Annotated in this window: 12 protein-coding genes; 6 read left to right on the plus strand and 6 right to left on the minus strand. The window is 49.0% G+C overall.

Annotated elements, in window-relative coordinates:
- Positions 1 to 158 precede the first annotated feature (158 nt).
- From ACFSDB_RS01245 to ACFSDB_RS01265, 5 genes are all read left to right on the plus strand, one after another.
- Complete coding sequence (locus ACFSDB_RS01245; protein WP_204891458.1) at positions 159 to 1,214, plus strand: LLM class flavin-dependent oxidoreductase; 1,056 nt, start codon at positions 159 to 161, stop codon at positions 1,212 to 1,214.
- Positions 1,215 to 1,564: 350 nt separating this feature from the next.
- Positions 1,565 to 2,929, plus strand: a complete 1,365-nt coding sequence (locus ACFSDB_RS01250) for a copper amine oxidase (RefSeq protein ID WP_204891457.1) — start codon at positions 1,565 to 1,567, stop codon at positions 2,927 to 2,929.
- 263 nt (positions 2,930 to 3,192) lie between these two features.
- Positions 3,193 to 3,618 (plus strand): MarR family winged helix-turn-helix transcriptional regulator, encoded by a 426-nt coding sequence (locus tag ACFSDB_RS01255; protein ID WP_204891456.1) that lies wholly within the window; start codon positions 3,193 to 3,195, stop codon positions 3,616 to 3,618.
- A gap of 554 nt (positions 3,619 to 4,172) precedes the next feature.
- Positions 4,173 to 5,510: an NtaA/DmoA family FMN-dependent monooxygenase gene (locus tag ACFSDB_RS01260; RefSeq protein WP_204891455.1), complete on the plus strand. Its 1,338-nt coding sequence runs from the start codon at positions 4,173 to 4,175 to the stop codon at positions 5,508 to 5,510.
- 165 nt (positions 5,511 to 5,675) lie between these two features.
- Positions 5,676 to 7,112, plus strand: coding sequence for a DHA2 family efflux MFS transporter permease subunit (locus tag ACFSDB_RS01265; protein ID WP_204891454.1), 1,437 nt, complete (start codon positions 5,676 to 5,678; stop codon positions 7,110 to 7,112).
- Positions 7,113 to 7,331: 219 nt separating this feature from the next.
- Here ACFSDB_RS01265 and ACFSDB_RS01270 read toward each other — a convergent pair whose 3' ends face one another.
- On the minus strand, positions 7,332 to 8,054 hold the full coding sequence (locus ACFSDB_RS01270; protein WP_204891453.1) for an NADPH-dependent F420 reductase: 723 nt from the start codon (positions 8,052 to 8,054) through the stop codon (positions 7,332 to 7,334).
- 259 nt (positions 8,055 to 8,313) lie between these two features.
- Here ACFSDB_RS01270 and ACFSDB_RS01275 point away from each other — a divergent pair, with 259 nt between their 5' ends.
- Positions 8,314 to 8,595 carry a YusW family protein gene (locus tag ACFSDB_RS01275; RefSeq protein WP_204891452.1) on the plus strand — a complete coding sequence of 94 codons (282 nt, stop codon included), beginning with the start codon at positions 8,314 to 8,316 and terminating at the stop codon, positions 8,593 to 8,595.
- Positions 8,596 to 8,636: 41 nt separating this feature from the next.
- Here ACFSDB_RS01275 and brnQ read toward each other — a convergent pair whose 3' ends face one another.
- The 5 genes from brnQ to ACFSDB_RS01300 all read right to left on the minus strand — a co-directional run bounded on the left by brnQ (position 8,637) and on the right by ACFSDB_RS01300 (position 14,544).
- Positions 8,637 to 9,962, minus strand: a complete 1,326-nt coding sequence (brnQ, locus tag ACFSDB_RS01280) for a branched-chain amino acid transport system II carrier protein (RefSeq protein ID WP_204891451.1) — start codon at positions 9,960 to 9,962, stop codon at positions 8,637 to 8,639.
- A 535-nt stretch (positions 9,963 to 10,497) separates the two neighbouring features.
- A complete protein-coding gene (locus ACFSDB_RS01285) occupies positions 10,498 to 10,875 on the minus strand; it encodes a hypothetical protein (RefSeq protein ID WP_204891450.1) in 378 nt (125 codons plus the stop codon).
- Between the two features lie 153 nt (positions 10,876 to 11,028).
- Positions 11,029 to 12,000 carry a class F sortase gene (locus ACFSDB_RS01290; RefSeq protein ID WP_204891449.1) on the minus strand — a complete coding sequence of 324 codons (972 nt, stop codon included), beginning with the start codon at positions 11,998 to 12,000 and terminating at the stop codon, positions 11,029 to 11,031.
- 55 nt (positions 12,001 to 12,055) lie between these two features.
- The gene (locus ACFSDB_RS01295; protein ID WP_204891448.1) at positions 12,056 to 13,387 is read right to left on the minus strand and encodes a hypothetical protein; all 1,332 of its coding nucleotides are present in this window, start codon (positions 13,385 to 13,387) and stop codon (positions 12,056 to 12,058) included.
- 332 nt (positions 13,388 to 13,719) lie between these two features.
- Entirely contained in the window at positions 13,720 to 14,544 is an 825-nt protein-coding gene (locus tag ACFSDB_RS01300; protein ID WP_204891447.1) for an alpha/beta fold hydrolase, read from the minus strand.
- Positions 14,545 to 14,867 lie beyond the last annotated feature (323 nt).

A 14,867-nucleotide genomic window follows, 5' to 3' on the forward strand; every position in this document is an offset into this window, starting at 1 on the left:
GGAACAACCTTTTACATAATAAAATCTTCGGCTGCTAAGACCTTCTGCACCCCTTTGCTATGTCAAAGGGAGGGGTGAGCGGATCCGTAACACCGTAGCCGGATAAAAGATATACTGATGTCAGGGCATTTATTGTACATACGAAGGGATGGATGAAAATGGAGAACTACCGGATCGACCCGGCCAAAGGCATGGAGTTCGGCATCTACACGCTTGGCGACCATTTGCCGGACCCGCGGACAGGCGACCGCATCTCGGCTGGTGAGCGCATACGGGAAATCATCGCATTTGCAAAACTGGCGGATGAAGCGGGGCTGGATTTCTTCAGCGTCGGCGAGAGCCACCAGGAATTTTTTGCCACTCAGGCGCATACTGTCGTCCTCAGCGCGATTGCGCAGGCGACGAAGAATATCAAGATTGCGAGTTCGTCGACGATCATCAGCACCTCGGATCCTGTGCGGGTCTATGAGGATTTTGCGACGATCGACCTGATTTCGGAAGGGCGGGCGGAAATCATCGCCGGGCGCGCGTCGCGCATCGGCCTGTTCGAACTGCTCGGCTATGATGTCCGCTATTACGAAGAGCTGTACGAAGAGAAATTCGATCTTTTGCTACAGATCAACCAGCAGGAGACCGTCAATTGGAACGGCCGCTTCCGCGCGCCGCTGAAAGATGCGCAAGTGATTCCGCGCCCGCAGAACGGTTCCTTGCCGATCTGGCGTGCAGTCGGCGGCCATCCGGCGAGTGCGGTGAAAGCGGGGCATGCGGGCGTGCCGATGATGCTCGCGACGCTCGGCGGACCGGCGGAGACATTCAAATACACAATTAATGCTTACCGGGAAGCGCTTGAAGAAGGCGGATTCGACCCGGCGGCCTTCCCGGTGGCGACGGCGGGATTCTTCAATGCCGCGGAAACGACCCAGGAAGCGCTCGCGGAAGTTTATCCACATGTGGATAAAGGCATGATGCGCACGAATGGCCGCGGCTATCCACAATCCGCGTTCATGCACGGCGCCGAGAAGGAAAGCGTCATGAACATCGGCAGTCCGCAGCAAATCATTGAAAAGATTCTTTACCAGCACGAAATGTTCGGCCATCAGCGCTATATCGCGCAGATGGACTTCGGCGGCGTACCGTTCGGACGGCTCGAGCGCAATATCGAATTGATCGCAACAGAAATTCTGCCGGCGATCCGGAAATACACGAAGAAATAAAACTTCTTTATATAGAAGGAAAACGGCCGTCCCGGTGTGGGGCGGCTTTTTTTGATGAGAAGATCGGTGATTCGGGTTTTGAGTGCTCATAGAACTCGTTTTAACGCTCATAGGCGCTGCTCGAGCGCTCATAAGACACCGATGACCGCTCATAGAAATAAAACCGCCTGAACTTTTCGGTTGCCTTTGTTTTATTGTCCTTCCAAGTCTCCGCTGACAATGGCGCAAGTTATTCAGCGGCCATCTGAAAAAGTTTTCAAAATTCTTTTTAAAAAATGTGATCTAAAAGAAATCCGTCTGCGTTTAGTAGTCAGAACAAAAAACAAACAGGAAAAAGGAGATGTTCATTTATGAAACTCAACAAACTATTGGTCGCTCTTCCATTAACACTATCGCTATTGGTGCCGACGGCGGCACTCGCGGACAGCCACGGATCACACTCGACAACCGCAAGTGCTTCAAGCGAAGCGGCAAACACGGCAACACCGGCTGCAGAACTTCGGATCGCGCTTGATACCGTCTTGAACGAGCACGCATTCCTGGCAGTGGAAGCGATGAGAAAAGGCGTTGACGGCGCAGAAGATTTCGACCAGGCATCAGGGGCCTTGCTGGCGAATGCGGATGACTTGAAAGCGGCAGTCGCTTCTGTATACGGCGATGAAGGCGCAGCGCAATTCGATGAAATCTGGAAATCGCATATCGGCTATTTCGTGGATTACGTAACAGCAACCGCGAATGACGACCAAGCCGGCAAAGACAAGGCACTTGCTGACCTGGAAGAATACAAGAAAACCCAAGCCGCTTTCTTCGACACAGCGACTGAAGGGCGCTTGCCTGCAGCAGCCGTCCAAGAAGGGTTGGACATGCACGTTGACCAGCTGATCAAATCGTTCGACGCTTACGTTGCGGGAGACTTTGAAACATCATATGCGCTGGAGCGCGAGTCGATCAAACATATGAGCATGTTCGCGGAAAGCTTGTCGATCGCCATCACGGACCAGTTCCCGGATAAATTCGAAAACACAAGCCCGGACACTCCGGCAATCGACCTTCGCGCTTCATTGAACACGACGTTCACTGAGCACGCAGGACTTGCGGTCATGGCAATGCAAGACGGCGCTGACGGAGCGGAAAGCTTCGACCAGGCTTCTGCTGCACTTTTGGCAAACGCTGACGACCTGACAGCTGCAGTCGCATCTGTCTACGGTGAAGAAGCGGGAGTACAGTTCGAAGAGATCTGGAAGTCGCATATCGGCTACTTTGTCGATTACGTAGTCGCGACAGGTGAAGGCAACGCAGAAGCACAGGAAAAAGCGAAAGCGGACCTGGATGCTTATATCGTAGAACAAGCAGCACTTCTTGACGCAGCAACAGAAGGCCGCGTACCGGCTGACGCACTTGAAGAAGGATTGACAGCGCACGTAAGCCAGTTGATCGCCTCGTTCGATTCGTATGTGGCAGGCGACTATGACGCAGCGTACAGCTCAATGCGCGAAGCTTATGCGCATATGACAATGCCGGCCGCTGGACTTTCAGCAGCGATTGTTGACCAATTCCCTGAACAGTTCAAAGGAACGGAAATGCCATCTGAAATGCCGAAAACAGGCATGGGCGGCACTGAAACATCATCCATGGAATTCATGTGGTTGGTGGGTGGCTTGATGCTTGCGGGACTACTGACAACAATCGGCCTGCGCACTCGCCGTCAGAACTAAGCGAAATGATGAAAACCAGCCTTAACCGGCTGGTTTTTTTGTGGTTTCAATAAGTAAGGAATGGCTGAATGGAATTGAAGGATGATGGAATACCTTGGAGATGAAAAAGTGCTCAGTGAAAAAAGCGGGGTTTTTGAAGGGAGAACGAGTAATTTAGGAGAAAGAATAAAATATTTAGTTAGGCGGCTAAGTTATTGTTGACAGGGAAATTACATGGTGATATATTTAGTGGGCTAAACATTATAGCAAGTGGAGGGAAATCTATGAAAGCTTCCGTAGATTGCGATATCCGTGAGTCTTTAGATAAAGTATCATCCAAAATGCGTCGGGATTATAGTGAAAGTTTAAGAGAAATTAACCTTTATGTTGGGCAAGACAATTTGCTCGCCCGTTTATGGGAAGGGGATGGAATCACTCAAATGCAATTAGCTGATCATTTGAAGTGCGAACCGCCCACTATCACCAATATGGTTAAATCGTTGGAGCAAAACGGCTTTATAATCCGCAAGCGCGATGAAATCGATGGCAGGGTGATGCGAATTTATTTGACTGAAAAAGGAAAAGAGATAGAAAAACCGGTTGATTTCAAATGGAAACAGCAGCAAGAAAAACTACTGCATTCCTTTTCGCCTGAGGAACGCATCGTATTAAGGGATTTGATGAAGCGGATGGAGAGAAACTTATTTTAAGTTCTCTTCAATTATTTACTTAGCCTGCTAAATAGAAGTGCTTTCTAAAACCTTAAAATTCCTTTGAAATCGGCTTTAAAAAGTGTGAGGTGCAACCGATGGAAATCGATAAAAATATTCTCGTATGTATAAAGGAACATCCGGGAATAAGTGCAAAGAAGATTGTTTCGTGTATGGATTCAACCGCTAGCCAGCCGCCCATTGCTGAAGAAACGGCCTCCCGATTTTCGATTTATAAGCAATTGCGCAGATTAAAAAGAAATGGGAATGTCCATAATAGAGGAGCTCGCTGGTATATACTAAATCGCACTGAATAGGCAAAAAACCTTTTAAACTTTATAGACAAAGAAAATACTTTGTAAATAGGTAATTAACAGCTTCGGCAATCGGTGATTATTTATTGGGATAGAAAGAGCATATGCGATTGAATCACACGAAAATACTTAGTAGGCTAATTATATGCGGCTTCTTTATTTGATAAAACTGATTGAATAAAGATCCTTAAGAGGTTTCTGGTTAACTGGATACTATTGAAAACGGAGGAGAAGAGAGACATGACAAAAAGAAAAGAGATGCAACTGGCATTACAAATGGTTTCCGGCTACGGGGGTGAATTCAGTGCCTGGAGAGTGCCTGGCACTGATCCCGCAGCCTATACAAATATGGACAATTATGTGGAACGGGCGAAAATAGCGGAAAAAGGGAAATTCCAGATGATTTTCATTGCAGATACACCGGCATTAACCGTCGACTTGGGACACCAGACGCCAAGTTTTCCGATGGACCCAATGCTGGCCCTTATGGCTGTAGCCAGGGAAACAGAACATATCGGACTTGTGGCAACCCACTCCACAACGTTCAGTCATCCCTATAATATTGCGCGCCAGTTCAAAGCGCTGGACGTCATCAGCCGCGGGCGTGTCGGCTGGAATGCGGTCACTTCATCCACTCCGGCAGCAGCTGCGAACTTCGGCATGCAGGTTGCCGGCCGGAAAGAACGATACGCCATGGCGCATGAATCGATTCAAATTGTCCAGGCGCTGTGGGGCAGCTGGGAACCGGACGCATGGACGTTGGATACTGAAGGCGGCACATTTGCCGACATGGATAAAATTCAGCCGATCAACCTTCAAGGACAGTATTATGCATCCCGAGGACCGTTGCCAATTCCGCCTTCAGAACAAGGCCAGCCGGTACTATTCCAAGCAGGCGGCGGAGCTGAAGGGCTGGAACTAGCGGGGAGATACGCATCCGGCGTCTATGCGAACCCTTATGATATTGAGTCGGCCCGGCAACACCGGCAAGCGCTCCGGCAAAGTGCGGCCCGTTTTGGCAGAAACCCGGATGATATCAAGATGTATGCCGGCTTTATGTTCTCGATCGGCGCGACGGAAGAAGAAGGCTTGGAGCGGCGGAGACAGTTGATGAGTTTCAATCCTGAAGAGATTCCAAGCCGAGTGAGCTACTTGGGTTCCATGGTGGGGTTACGGTTATCGGTGCACACAATAGATATCGATCAGCCCTTGCCGGCTGACCTGCTGGCTCGTGCTTATGCTAGTCCTCAGGATCCCCGTTCTCCCAGAGCGTTGGAGCTGCTAAAACAAGGGATTTCTATTCGGGATGTTCTGGCGCACGGCGTCATTAACTATCACCCGGTGGTTGCCGGTACCGCTGTGCAAGTGGCAGACTTCCTGGAAGAATGGTTTTTGGCAGGCACGGCGGACGGTTTTTCGGTTGTTCCGGATATCGCTTACGACGGCGTAGCCGATTTCGTGGAACAGGTCGTCCCGATTCTGCAGGAGCGCGGATTGTTCCACAAAGAGTACGAAGGAAATACACTGCGCGAAAATATGGGCGTTTCTTATCAGTATGGAACTACTGAAATCGAGTAATTTAGAGAAGAAAATATTCATTTGAATCATTGCCTTAAATAACTATAAGAAATGCGATTCTTCAAAAAAGAAGTAAACAGCAACTCATGCTTATGGAATTTTGGAAACGCAGCTTTGCAAATAACAAACCATTATTAAATTAATTAGGTTACTAGGAGAGAAAAAATGAAGAAACAATACAATACAAAAGCGATTTTGGCGTCGCTGCTTATCGTCGGGTTTGTGGGCATGTTCAGCGAGACCGCCTTGAACATTGCCATGGTGAATTTAATGGACGTGTTCCAAATTTCGGCGGCAACCGCACAATGGCTGACGACCGGATTCCTGCTGACGCTCGGCATTTTGATGCCAATCAGCGGCTTGCTGCTGCAGATGTTTACGACAAGACAGATGTTCATTGGAGCGCTTATCAGTTTGATTACAGGGACATTGATTGCAGCGCTCGCGGTCAATTTCGAGATGCTGATGGTTGCCCGCGTTCTGCAGGCCGCAGGCATGGGCTTGCTGCTTCCGCTGATGTTCAATACGATTCTGGTCATCTATCCCCCTGAAAAGCGGGGGGCGGCCATGGGGTTTGTCGGACTGGTCATCATGTTTGCGCCAGCAACCGGACCAACCATCGGTGGTTTGTTAATCGAATACTTAACGTGGCATTTCATTTTCTGGTTCTCGCTGCCATTCCTGGTCATCGGACTGCTAATCGGGCTGAAGTATCTGGAAAACGTCACCGAAGTGACGAAACCGCGGATCGATCTGCTGTCAGTCCTGCTGTCAACTGCAGGTTTTGGAGGAGTGGTCTTCGGATTCAGTAAGGCCGGTGAAGGAGAGGCGGGATGGGGCAGCATGGTCGTTGTCACGTCCATCATCATTGGGCTAGTTGCTTTGTTCTTCTTCGTGCTGCGCCAGAATTCAATGAAGGACCCAATGTTGAATTTACGCGTTTTCAAATTTCCGATGTACGTCATCGGGCTGCTGCTGGTGATGATGTCGATGTTGATTATTATGTCGAGCATGATCATTCTGCCGATGTTCCTGCAAACAGGTGCCGGACTGTCTGTCTTTATTGCGGGACTTATGCTATTGCCCGGCAGTGCGTTGAACGGGCTCCTCTCGCCGCTTATTGGACGGCTATTTGATAAATTCGGGCCGAAATGGCTGGTCATTCCGGGACTTATCGTCGTAACGGCCATGTTATGGTTTTTCAGCACGCTCACCACTGCCTCTTCAGTGGCGTTTATCGTAGCGCTGCACATTGGTCTGATGGTTGGGATCGCAATGATTTGGATGCCGTCTCAAACGAATGGCTTGAATCAGCTGCCGCCGGAATTGTATCCGCACGGCACGGCGGTCATGAACACATTGCAGCAGGTGATTGGTGCAATCGGGACTGCAGTAGCTGTCAGCATTTTGACAGGCGGTATGGAAAACTATTTACTTGGATCTTCCGCACCGACCCAGCCGTCTGAAGTTGCCCATGCGATGGCTTCAGGATTGCAGAACGTCTTTATATTTACAGTGGGGATCGCGGTCATGGGCCTGATCCTGGGGTTCTTTATCCGCCGGGTCACAGTCCGGCGCGAAGTAATAAATTCGCCTCATTAATGCTATAGACACGCAGCTTATTTAAGGGGAAATAGGATCGGTGACACATTAGAAGATGAAGCCCGTTAGGGAACAGTTCACCTGGCATGGGAAGAAGCGGAATGAAAACCACAAAACTGAAGCCCGGCAGCTTAAAAGATAGCTGCCGGGCTTCAGTTTTTAGTGTCTATATGGGTGTAGAAAAGCAGTTCGTGGCCATGAACAGCAAGATTTCTTAGGTTAGGAATTATAGGTCTCCCGGTTGATTCTCACAATATCTTCATGTGTCATTCCAGCTGAAAATTTCTCCATGACCTTATCCCGCTGAAGGGGTGCTTTTTCTTTATCGGCCTTTTTCAATGCTTCGGTCAGTTCTTCTTTTGTCAGTTCGGTGCAGTAGGCAGGAGTTCCCGGCTGCTCTCTCCAAGAATCATTCAACGAGCCGCCATCCACTGCGTCGAAGCCAAGTTCATTCACGACATCGATCATTACTTGTTTTTGTGCAGGATCATCACCGGCAATTGCCATGGCAATACGGCCTTTCGTCCCTTCAGGAGTACCTTTATTTTCTAGCGTAAACGCTAATAGATTGTTGAAAGCTTTGATCACCGGTCTTCCTAACTGGTTTGCAACCCACACACTTTCGACCATTCCGTTGTCAATTTCCTCGATTTCATTGTCTCTGAATGGATAATAATTGGACGTGTCTGCAATGAGGACGTCATCCCCGACTTGATCGATGATGGGACGAATGCTCGGCATGACATGAAGGGGGAGCGAAAGTAAAAGAACATCAATATTGGTGATCTCCTCTTCAACCTGGACGGGTGTTCCCGCGATATCTTTTCCTTCCAGGTGTTTAATGTCCCGGGCATCGGCAATTTTAACCTCATGTCCATTTTCAACTAACTTTCTAGAAATGCTTGCTCCAATGGGGCCTGCCCCTATAATTCCAAATTTCATAACTTTTCCTCCTCGTGTGATTTTATTTATATAGTAGTTCTTTCTGCAAACTTTAAATGGATCTGCTCCTTTCTATGGTGCTAAAGGTGTCCTTAGTGCATTTACATTGCGTTCTTCATAAACTGTAAAGAAAACTTGCATGATTGAATCAGGGCGATGGAACTTCATCAAATAGATTTATTCTCAAAAGCTTAGTTCCTTGCCAAGAATTTATTTAGTAGGCTAAATAAATTATAGCACATGAGAGGAGGGATGAAAAATGCAAACGAGGAATATCCCGCTTAAACTATCCTTTTGGGGATTTGTGCAATGTATCAAGGGAAAAGAAAAAGTGAAGTTTGAAAGTAAGAGCGATGATGAAAAGGTTGAATACCAAGGCAGCGAAGCTGTGGCGTTTATACAGGGTTATCTGACACAGTGGAACTTGTCACCCGATATGACCAAAGAAGAACTAGAAGCAGTGATTCTCGCTTCCTTCGGGCAAGAAGTGAAGGAATTGGAAGTCAAAGTGAAGTTTTCAAATGACAAAAACCAGCCTTAACCGGCTGGTTTTTTATTATGAGTTGAAGCAGACCGGAACAGTTACAGCGATGAATGCCCTTTCATTTCATCACCGGGCCTGCCCCTGAACTTATCAATCCCGTAACCAACCAGGGCTGCTAGAAACGCCGGCAGTACCCAGCCCAGTCCTTGGGTGAAAAACGGGGCCCAGCCCAGCCATTTGCCTAACGAGTCAAGCTGGTAGCCGAGGCTGTCCAGAACCTGGTGAAATGCGTAAACAGATGTTACCGCGACTGAGAAGCGGTACATCATCCGGCTTTTTCCGCCGACATGCTCGAATAAAGAGAGGGAGATCAAGACAATCGCAATCGGATAGATAAACACCAATAAAGGAACGGCCAGCTCCAGAATGGAATTCAAGCCCAGATTGGACACCAACAAGCCGATTACCGAGAAAATGGCGACATAGGCCGTATAAGTTATCCTTGGGTAAATTTCGTTGAAGAATCTGGAGCAGGCATTGATCAGACCGATCGCTGTCGTGAGGCAAGCAAGGATAACGATCAAACCGAACAGCAGGCCTCCGCCGCCAGCGAACAAAAGACTGGCGGCTGCCGTCAAAATTTCAGCTCCGTTTTCAAATCCGCTCCCGTTTGGAATAACCCGGCCGATCCAGCCGAGTGAGAAATAGACAACGGCCAATCCCATGCCGGCTATGAGTGCGGCTCCCAGTGTGCCTTGCACCAGCTCTTTTTGAGATGATGCCCCCTTATCTTTTAAAGCATTGATCACCACGATTCCGAATGCCAAGGCGGCGACTGCATCCATCGTGAAATAACCTTCCAAGATCCCGCTGGCCAGCGGGGCGGTAGCGAACTTCCCGGCAGCAGGCGAAGAGGCGTTCTCGAATGTGAGAAAAGCCCGGATGACGAGCGTGGCCAAAACAAGCAGTAAAAGCGGCGTCAGGTATTGGCCGATCCGGTCCACGATTTTTTTCGGGTTCAGGCTTAGAAAATAGGTGATGCCGAAAAACACCAATGAGAACAGAGCGAGCGCAAGTCCGCCATCCATATTGAAAACTTGTTTAAATCCCAATTCATAGGCAACGTTGGAAGCTCTCGGTATGCCGTAGAAAGCGCCGATGGAGAGGTAAATGATGATGGCAAAGACCAGGCCGAAGAGGGGATGCACCCGGCTCCCCATGGAAATCAGGCCATTGTCCGACATCGCCACGGCCATGATGGCCAGGAACGGCAATAAGACCCCTGTAATCAGAAAGCCCGCAATCGCCGGTCCGAAATTGCTTCCCGATTCCAGCCCGAGAAGCGGGGGGAAGATTAGGTTGCCCGCGCCGAAAAATAAAGAAAAGAGCATGAATCCTGCAAATACTACATTCATTCGACTCATCGTAATTCCTCCTGGTTTTTAATGCATTGCCCGGCATTATTGCAAGCGCTGCAGCTAAAGCAGCAATCTTAGAATTTATTCATCGTAAAGCTTGTTCGAATGATCCAGCTGGCCGGACGAAGAAGCCATGCGTGAGTGATAAGCAATTGCGTTGCCGTCACTTTAAGCGGTTTTTCTGCTATTTTAAATTAATTATATATGATTAAGGGACAAGAGTTCCTTAAATACAAAAAGAGAGAAGACATTGGGCAGAACCTGTCTTCTCTCTTGGTATGCTTTTGAGAACTGAGCGGAACGGACCAAGCCCAAATATTCCTGGAAGCGGCGGTGGGCCAGCTTAGATTATGTCAATGAATATTTCAGCATCATTTTCAAGGTCGATTATTTTCACCAGGGAGTGGCTTTGAAAAATCCCGTCCTATCGTTTGGCTTTTTTGCTTTAAAGCTCTTTAAAATTTATCGTTGGACGGCTTCTGCTGTATGGATCAGCTTGAAAAGATTTTCGGTCTCCATTTGCTGCCAGGCAACATCCATTTTACTTTGTATATCCTTCAACGATCGGATGGAAATCGGGTTCGGAGGCGTAATAATGTTCCCCTATGGTATTAGATGTGAACGAGAACGTTTCATCCCCATCTTCAAACAAGTGAACCGAGTAAATATAACCTTCCCGGGCTGACTGGTCTTGGAGCGGGGTGAAAGTGACGCCTTCCATGTCTTTGAGAAATGCCTCAATTGTGCGAGCATCAGCAATATTGGTTTTTTCACCTGTCCGCCCGTCGACAATTGAAATTTCCGATACGTCGGAAAGATTTTCTTTATACAGATCGGAAAGTGTTCCGGACGGCAAGCCGCACGCTGCCAGAAGGAGCGGACAGCACAGCAGGATACATAACCAACAGGTTTTATTCATATTCATCGCTCCTTCAGAATGTGTTCCAGCCAGAAGACTATCCTGGTATGTTCGCTATGCGGCTGCTGTATTCCTGTGGGAAGAGGGCATTAGGCAAATAAAACCCTGATCCAAAATCTCTATGGGAGAGATCGAATCAGGGTATCTTATCTTTTATTCAGATTTCTGGGCTTCCGCCTTCTTGGATTCGTTCAAGTCGACATCGACTGACGCAACGTAATAGCGTTTATTGTCATCAGGTTCGATTTCGATCTTCTTGCGGTCGAACAGCGAGACGGTCGCAATTTTCTTCATATCACCGGTCGCCAGGTCTTCTTCATAGACCCGGTAGCCGATGATGGCATCGTCCCGCACCGCATGCCATGACAGGTTGAATGACGTCGCGGCCACATCCGTCGGCGGGGCAGGGGGTTGCTGCTGCATATCGGTATCGGAGATCAGTTCGGCTGAAACCACAAGACGTTCTTCATGGGAGCCGATGGAGCGATTGAAGTCGCCGGTACAAGTGATCAAGTTGATCATCCGTTTGTCGGAGGCGCCGAAAATCTCTTCGATCGGTGCCTCGTCCGTGATATAGCTCGTGATTTCCTTCACTTCAAAAACCATCTTGCGGCCATCGGCGTCGGTCACGGCCACTCCATCGCCGATCTTCACTTTCTTTAAATCATAGAAGATAGCCGGACCTGTCAGGCTGTCGACATGGCCTGCAAGCACCGAATTGCCTTTAGCGCCGGTTTTGAAACCGGGCTCGAACCAGCCAACCTGGTTGACGTCCTCGGGCACGCCCATTTCACCGTTTTCAAGGATGCCGGTCGGTTCGATAGCCGCTTCGACACCGATGGAAGGAATCTCAATCTTAGCTGGTTCCATGCCTTTGATGCTTTCCTGGCGTTCCTTTTGGAGCATTTGCAGCTTTTCCCGCTGAGCAGGCAGGATGGGGAATTCGGCAATTTTGTCTTCTTTCTCGATAGTGTTTCCGGTAGCTGCAGATGCAGTTTTGACGTCAGAAGGCGGCTGGACGGCCGCTTCTTCTTTGAGAAGGGTATTGTTTTCGAGCGGTTTCATAATAAAGAACAGCGCCACTGAAAGCAGCAGCGCAATCCCCATCGGAATCCATTGCTTCATGATCCATCCTCCCTTTCAACAGGAATAGAGAGAGTACACGGCCCTCTCCTTTATTTTAATCTTGCTTTCTTTGACGATACGTTACAGTTCCGGCTGCGGCAATGAACAGCAAGCTCAGCGCCGACCAAATCATCAATTCGTTGGACGAATCTGCTGTGCCGCCAAAGCCGGTTTTCGGCATTTTTTCGGGTGCGGCAGTCTGGAACTTTTCAGGGAATTGATCCGTGACAGCGGCGCTCAATCCTTTGCCGATGCCGAACATGATGGCATAGCCTTCGCGGTAGGTCGCGTAGGAAGCGTCATAATCGCCTGAAGTGTATTGGGTAAATGCATCCACGACCGTGGTTTCATGAGCGGTGATCCCGTCGATGGTCGCTTGGAGCGGCATGCGCTCTTCCGTCGCGGTGCTCAGGAAAGTTCCCAGCTCTTCCGCAAAAGTGTTTTTCAGCGTATTGGCGGCTTCTTCTGCGGCGGAACCGTCATCTGAAGCGGCGGCTGTTGCCAGGTCGCCTTGCACGGAAATGTGTTCATTATTCCAGATGCGGACGAACTCGGTTCCGGCTTCCTCGCCATAAATCGAAGCAATGGCTGCCCGGAACTCTTCCGTATTCTGGTCCTGTGCCCAGTCGGCGAAATCGAAATCTTCCGCACCGTTAAATCCTTTGGTCATGCTGAGTTGAGACAAAGCGAAATGCTCAGCCGCAATCCGGTTCACGTCAGCGCGGAAATCGCCGGCAGCCGTGTTCGGATCAGTGAATTTCTCCGGGAACTGGGCAGCGATTGCGCCACTGATGGCACTGCCGGCTCCGAATATCTGCTTGAACCCTTCCAGGTAAGTGGTATAGGCTGCGACATAATCACCGGCCGCATACAGGTCGAATGTGTTCTGGACAAAATCTTCATGCGTCCGCAATGCCTGCTGCGCGCCTTCCTCCGGCAGTTTGCCTTCCGTAGCTGTGGCTAAGAAAGCAGCCATTTCTTCCGTAAACGATTGGATTTCTTCCAAGGACTGCTGTTTCAAGTCATCGTTTCCTTCTTTGACAGCTAACGCATAATCTTCGGTGCCCATATTATGTTCATCGAAAATCGCTCCAAAGGCGGCTCCGCCTTCTTCGCCGTAGACAGAAGCGATCACAGGCTCCATGTCTGCGGCATTTTCGGCAAGCGCTGCAGCGGCAGCCTCTGCGCCTTTGTCCCCGTCATAAGTTTTCATCATGGAATCGATCGCCAACGCATAATGTTCCGACAGCAGGGAATCCAAAGTTGCCCGGAGTTCCACACCTGTCGTATCTGTCTTCGGCAGTTCATCTGCCAATGCGGTTGTTCCGAAGCCCGGTACCAAAAGTGCTGCACCAAGGACCGGCGCCAATAATTTTTTCCATTTCATCTCTCCACACTCCTCGCGTTTGTTGTTCTTGCCTACCTAACGGAGAGAGAGGGGAGATAGATCACTTTTTTGCGATTTTTTTAAAAAAAGAACCGCTTTTCGCTGGTGTTCTTTGGCTTTGAAGAAAGAGTTGCTATCCAACGCTGGATTTGGGGTTCAGACGCTGGCACTTTTCTTGTGCAGAATCGTATTTCTTGGCTAGCTGTGCGTAATTTAACATTTGCTGTGCGTATTTTAACCTTCGTTGAGCGTATTTTAACTTTCGCTGTGCATATTTAATGAAATGAAAGGAAAACCCGTCCAGCTGAATCTGCTGGACGGGTTTCGCTGAGTTATTTCGTTTTCACGCCTGAGCTTTTCAGGAAGCGGATCATTTCGGTATTGAACTTTTCCGGTTCATCGCCGTTCATGCCGTGCCCGCTTTTTTCGAAAGGCACGAGGACTGAGTTCGGGATTCCTTTTTTCAGCTCTTCAGCAAGCCCATAAGCGCAGATCTGGTCTTTCTTGCCGTGGAAGATGGCGGTCGGCAAGGAAATGCCGGCAAGTTCATCCCGCAGATCTTCGTCTCTTAAGGAAATGGCGGAATTCACGGTTGAATGGGCACCGGCTTCAAGGCCGAGCGATTCGAACCAACGCAGGAATTGGGGCGATTTCTTCTGTTCAAAAAACATATTCGCAAAATCTGCGAGGAACGCCGGACGGTCCGCTTTGACCTGGGCAATGATTTGATCGACTTCTTTCGGCTTCATGTTCAAGGCGAAACCTTCACGCTGCGTAAAAGAAGGGGCTGCCGCGCCCATCAGCAGGAGCTTGTCGATGCCTTCTTCACCGTACTTCGTCAGATAGCGGATGGCGATCGGGCCGCCCATCGAGAAGCCGGCCAGCACGAAATCCTCCAGTTCCAGATAGTCCACGACCGCTTTCACGTCGCTAGCTGCCGTATCGTAGTCGTAGCCGGACCACGGTTTGCCAGATTTTCCGTAACCGCGCAGGTCGATACCGATAAAGCGGAAGCCATTGGCAGCCAGTTCTCCGATTTGCGATTCAAATGCTTTGTGGTTCAGTGGCCAGCCATGGATGAAAACCACTGGCTGTCCGATTCCGATGTCTTCTGCATAAACGTTCACGCCTGATTCTACCTCAATATAATGTCCCAATCAGATTCCTCCTCGGATTTTTCAGATTTATTCTCTTCTGTTCTTTTCCCCTATCCTATTTTTATAAACAATTCCTTAAGACTGTTGGACTAGAGATATTCCTCTTGTATAAGAAGAATTGAGCGAAATGATACAGAAAAATGTCTTTGGAAGAGAATTCTCTTCAAGCGGCAACGCAGCGGCATTCATAGACAGGAGGAATCTGCACAGACATTGATGAAAACTGAGCTTCACGCCAGTCCAAGGAAGCGGGCAAAAAATAATTCGGCGAAAAGTGAACTGAAAAGCCGTTGGCGACGTTTTATCAGCAAATGCAGAATCGG

The sequence above is a fragment of the Planococcus chinensis genome, assembly GCF_042681545.1.
In the GTDB taxonomy this organism is placed as follows: domain Bacteria; phylum Bacillota; class Bacilli; order Bacillales_A; family Planococcaceae; genus Planococcus; species Planococcus chinensis.

What these genes read in the sequence shown, in the direction of transcription:
- ACFSDB_RS01245 (WP_204891458.1), top strand. Translation starts at nt 159, where the DNA reads ATGGAGAACTACCGGATCGACCCGGCCAAAGGCATGGAGTTCGGCATC.
- ACFSDB_RS01250 (WP_204891457.1), top strand. Translation starts at nt 1,565, where the DNA reads ATGAAACTCAACAAACTATTGGTCGCTCTTCCATTAACACTATCGCTA.
- ACFSDB_RS01255 (WP_204891456.1), top strand. Translation starts at nt 3,193, where the DNA reads ATGAAAGCTTCCGTAGATTGCGATATCCGTGAGTCTTTAGATAAAGTA.
- ACFSDB_RS01260 (WP_204891455.1), top strand. Translation starts at nt 4,173, where the DNA reads ATGACAAAAAGAAAAGAGATGCAACTGGCATTACAAATGGTTTCCGGC.
- ACFSDB_RS01265 (WP_204891454.1), top strand. Translation starts at nt 5,676, where the DNA reads ATGAAGAAACAATACAATACAAAAGCGATTTTGGCGTCGCTGCTTATC.
- ACFSDB_RS01270 (WP_204891453.1), bottom strand. Translation starts at nt 8,054, where the DNA reads ATGAAATTTGGAATTATAGGGGCAGGCCCCATTGGAGCAAGCATTTCT.
- ACFSDB_RS01275 (WP_204891452.1), top strand. Translation starts at nt 8,314, where the DNA reads ATGCAAACGAGGAATATCCCGCTTAAACTATCCTTTTGGGGATTTGTG.
- brnQ (WP_204891451.1), bottom strand. Translation starts at nt 9,962, where the DNA reads ATGAGTCGAATGAATGTAGTATTTGCAGGATTCATGCTCTTTTCTTTA.
- ACFSDB_RS01285 (WP_204891450.1), bottom strand. Translation starts at nt 10,875, where the DNA reads ATGAATAAAACCTGTTGGTTATGTATCCTGCTGTGCTGTCCGCTCCTT.
- ACFSDB_RS01290 (WP_204891449.1), bottom strand. Translation starts at nt 12,000, where the DNA reads ATGAAGCAATGGATTCCGATGGGGATTGCGCTGCTGCTTTCAGTGGCG.
- ACFSDB_RS01295 (WP_204891448.1), bottom strand. Translation starts at nt 13,387, where the DNA reads ATGAAATGGAAAAAATTATTGGCGCCGGTCCTTGGTGCAGCACTTTTG.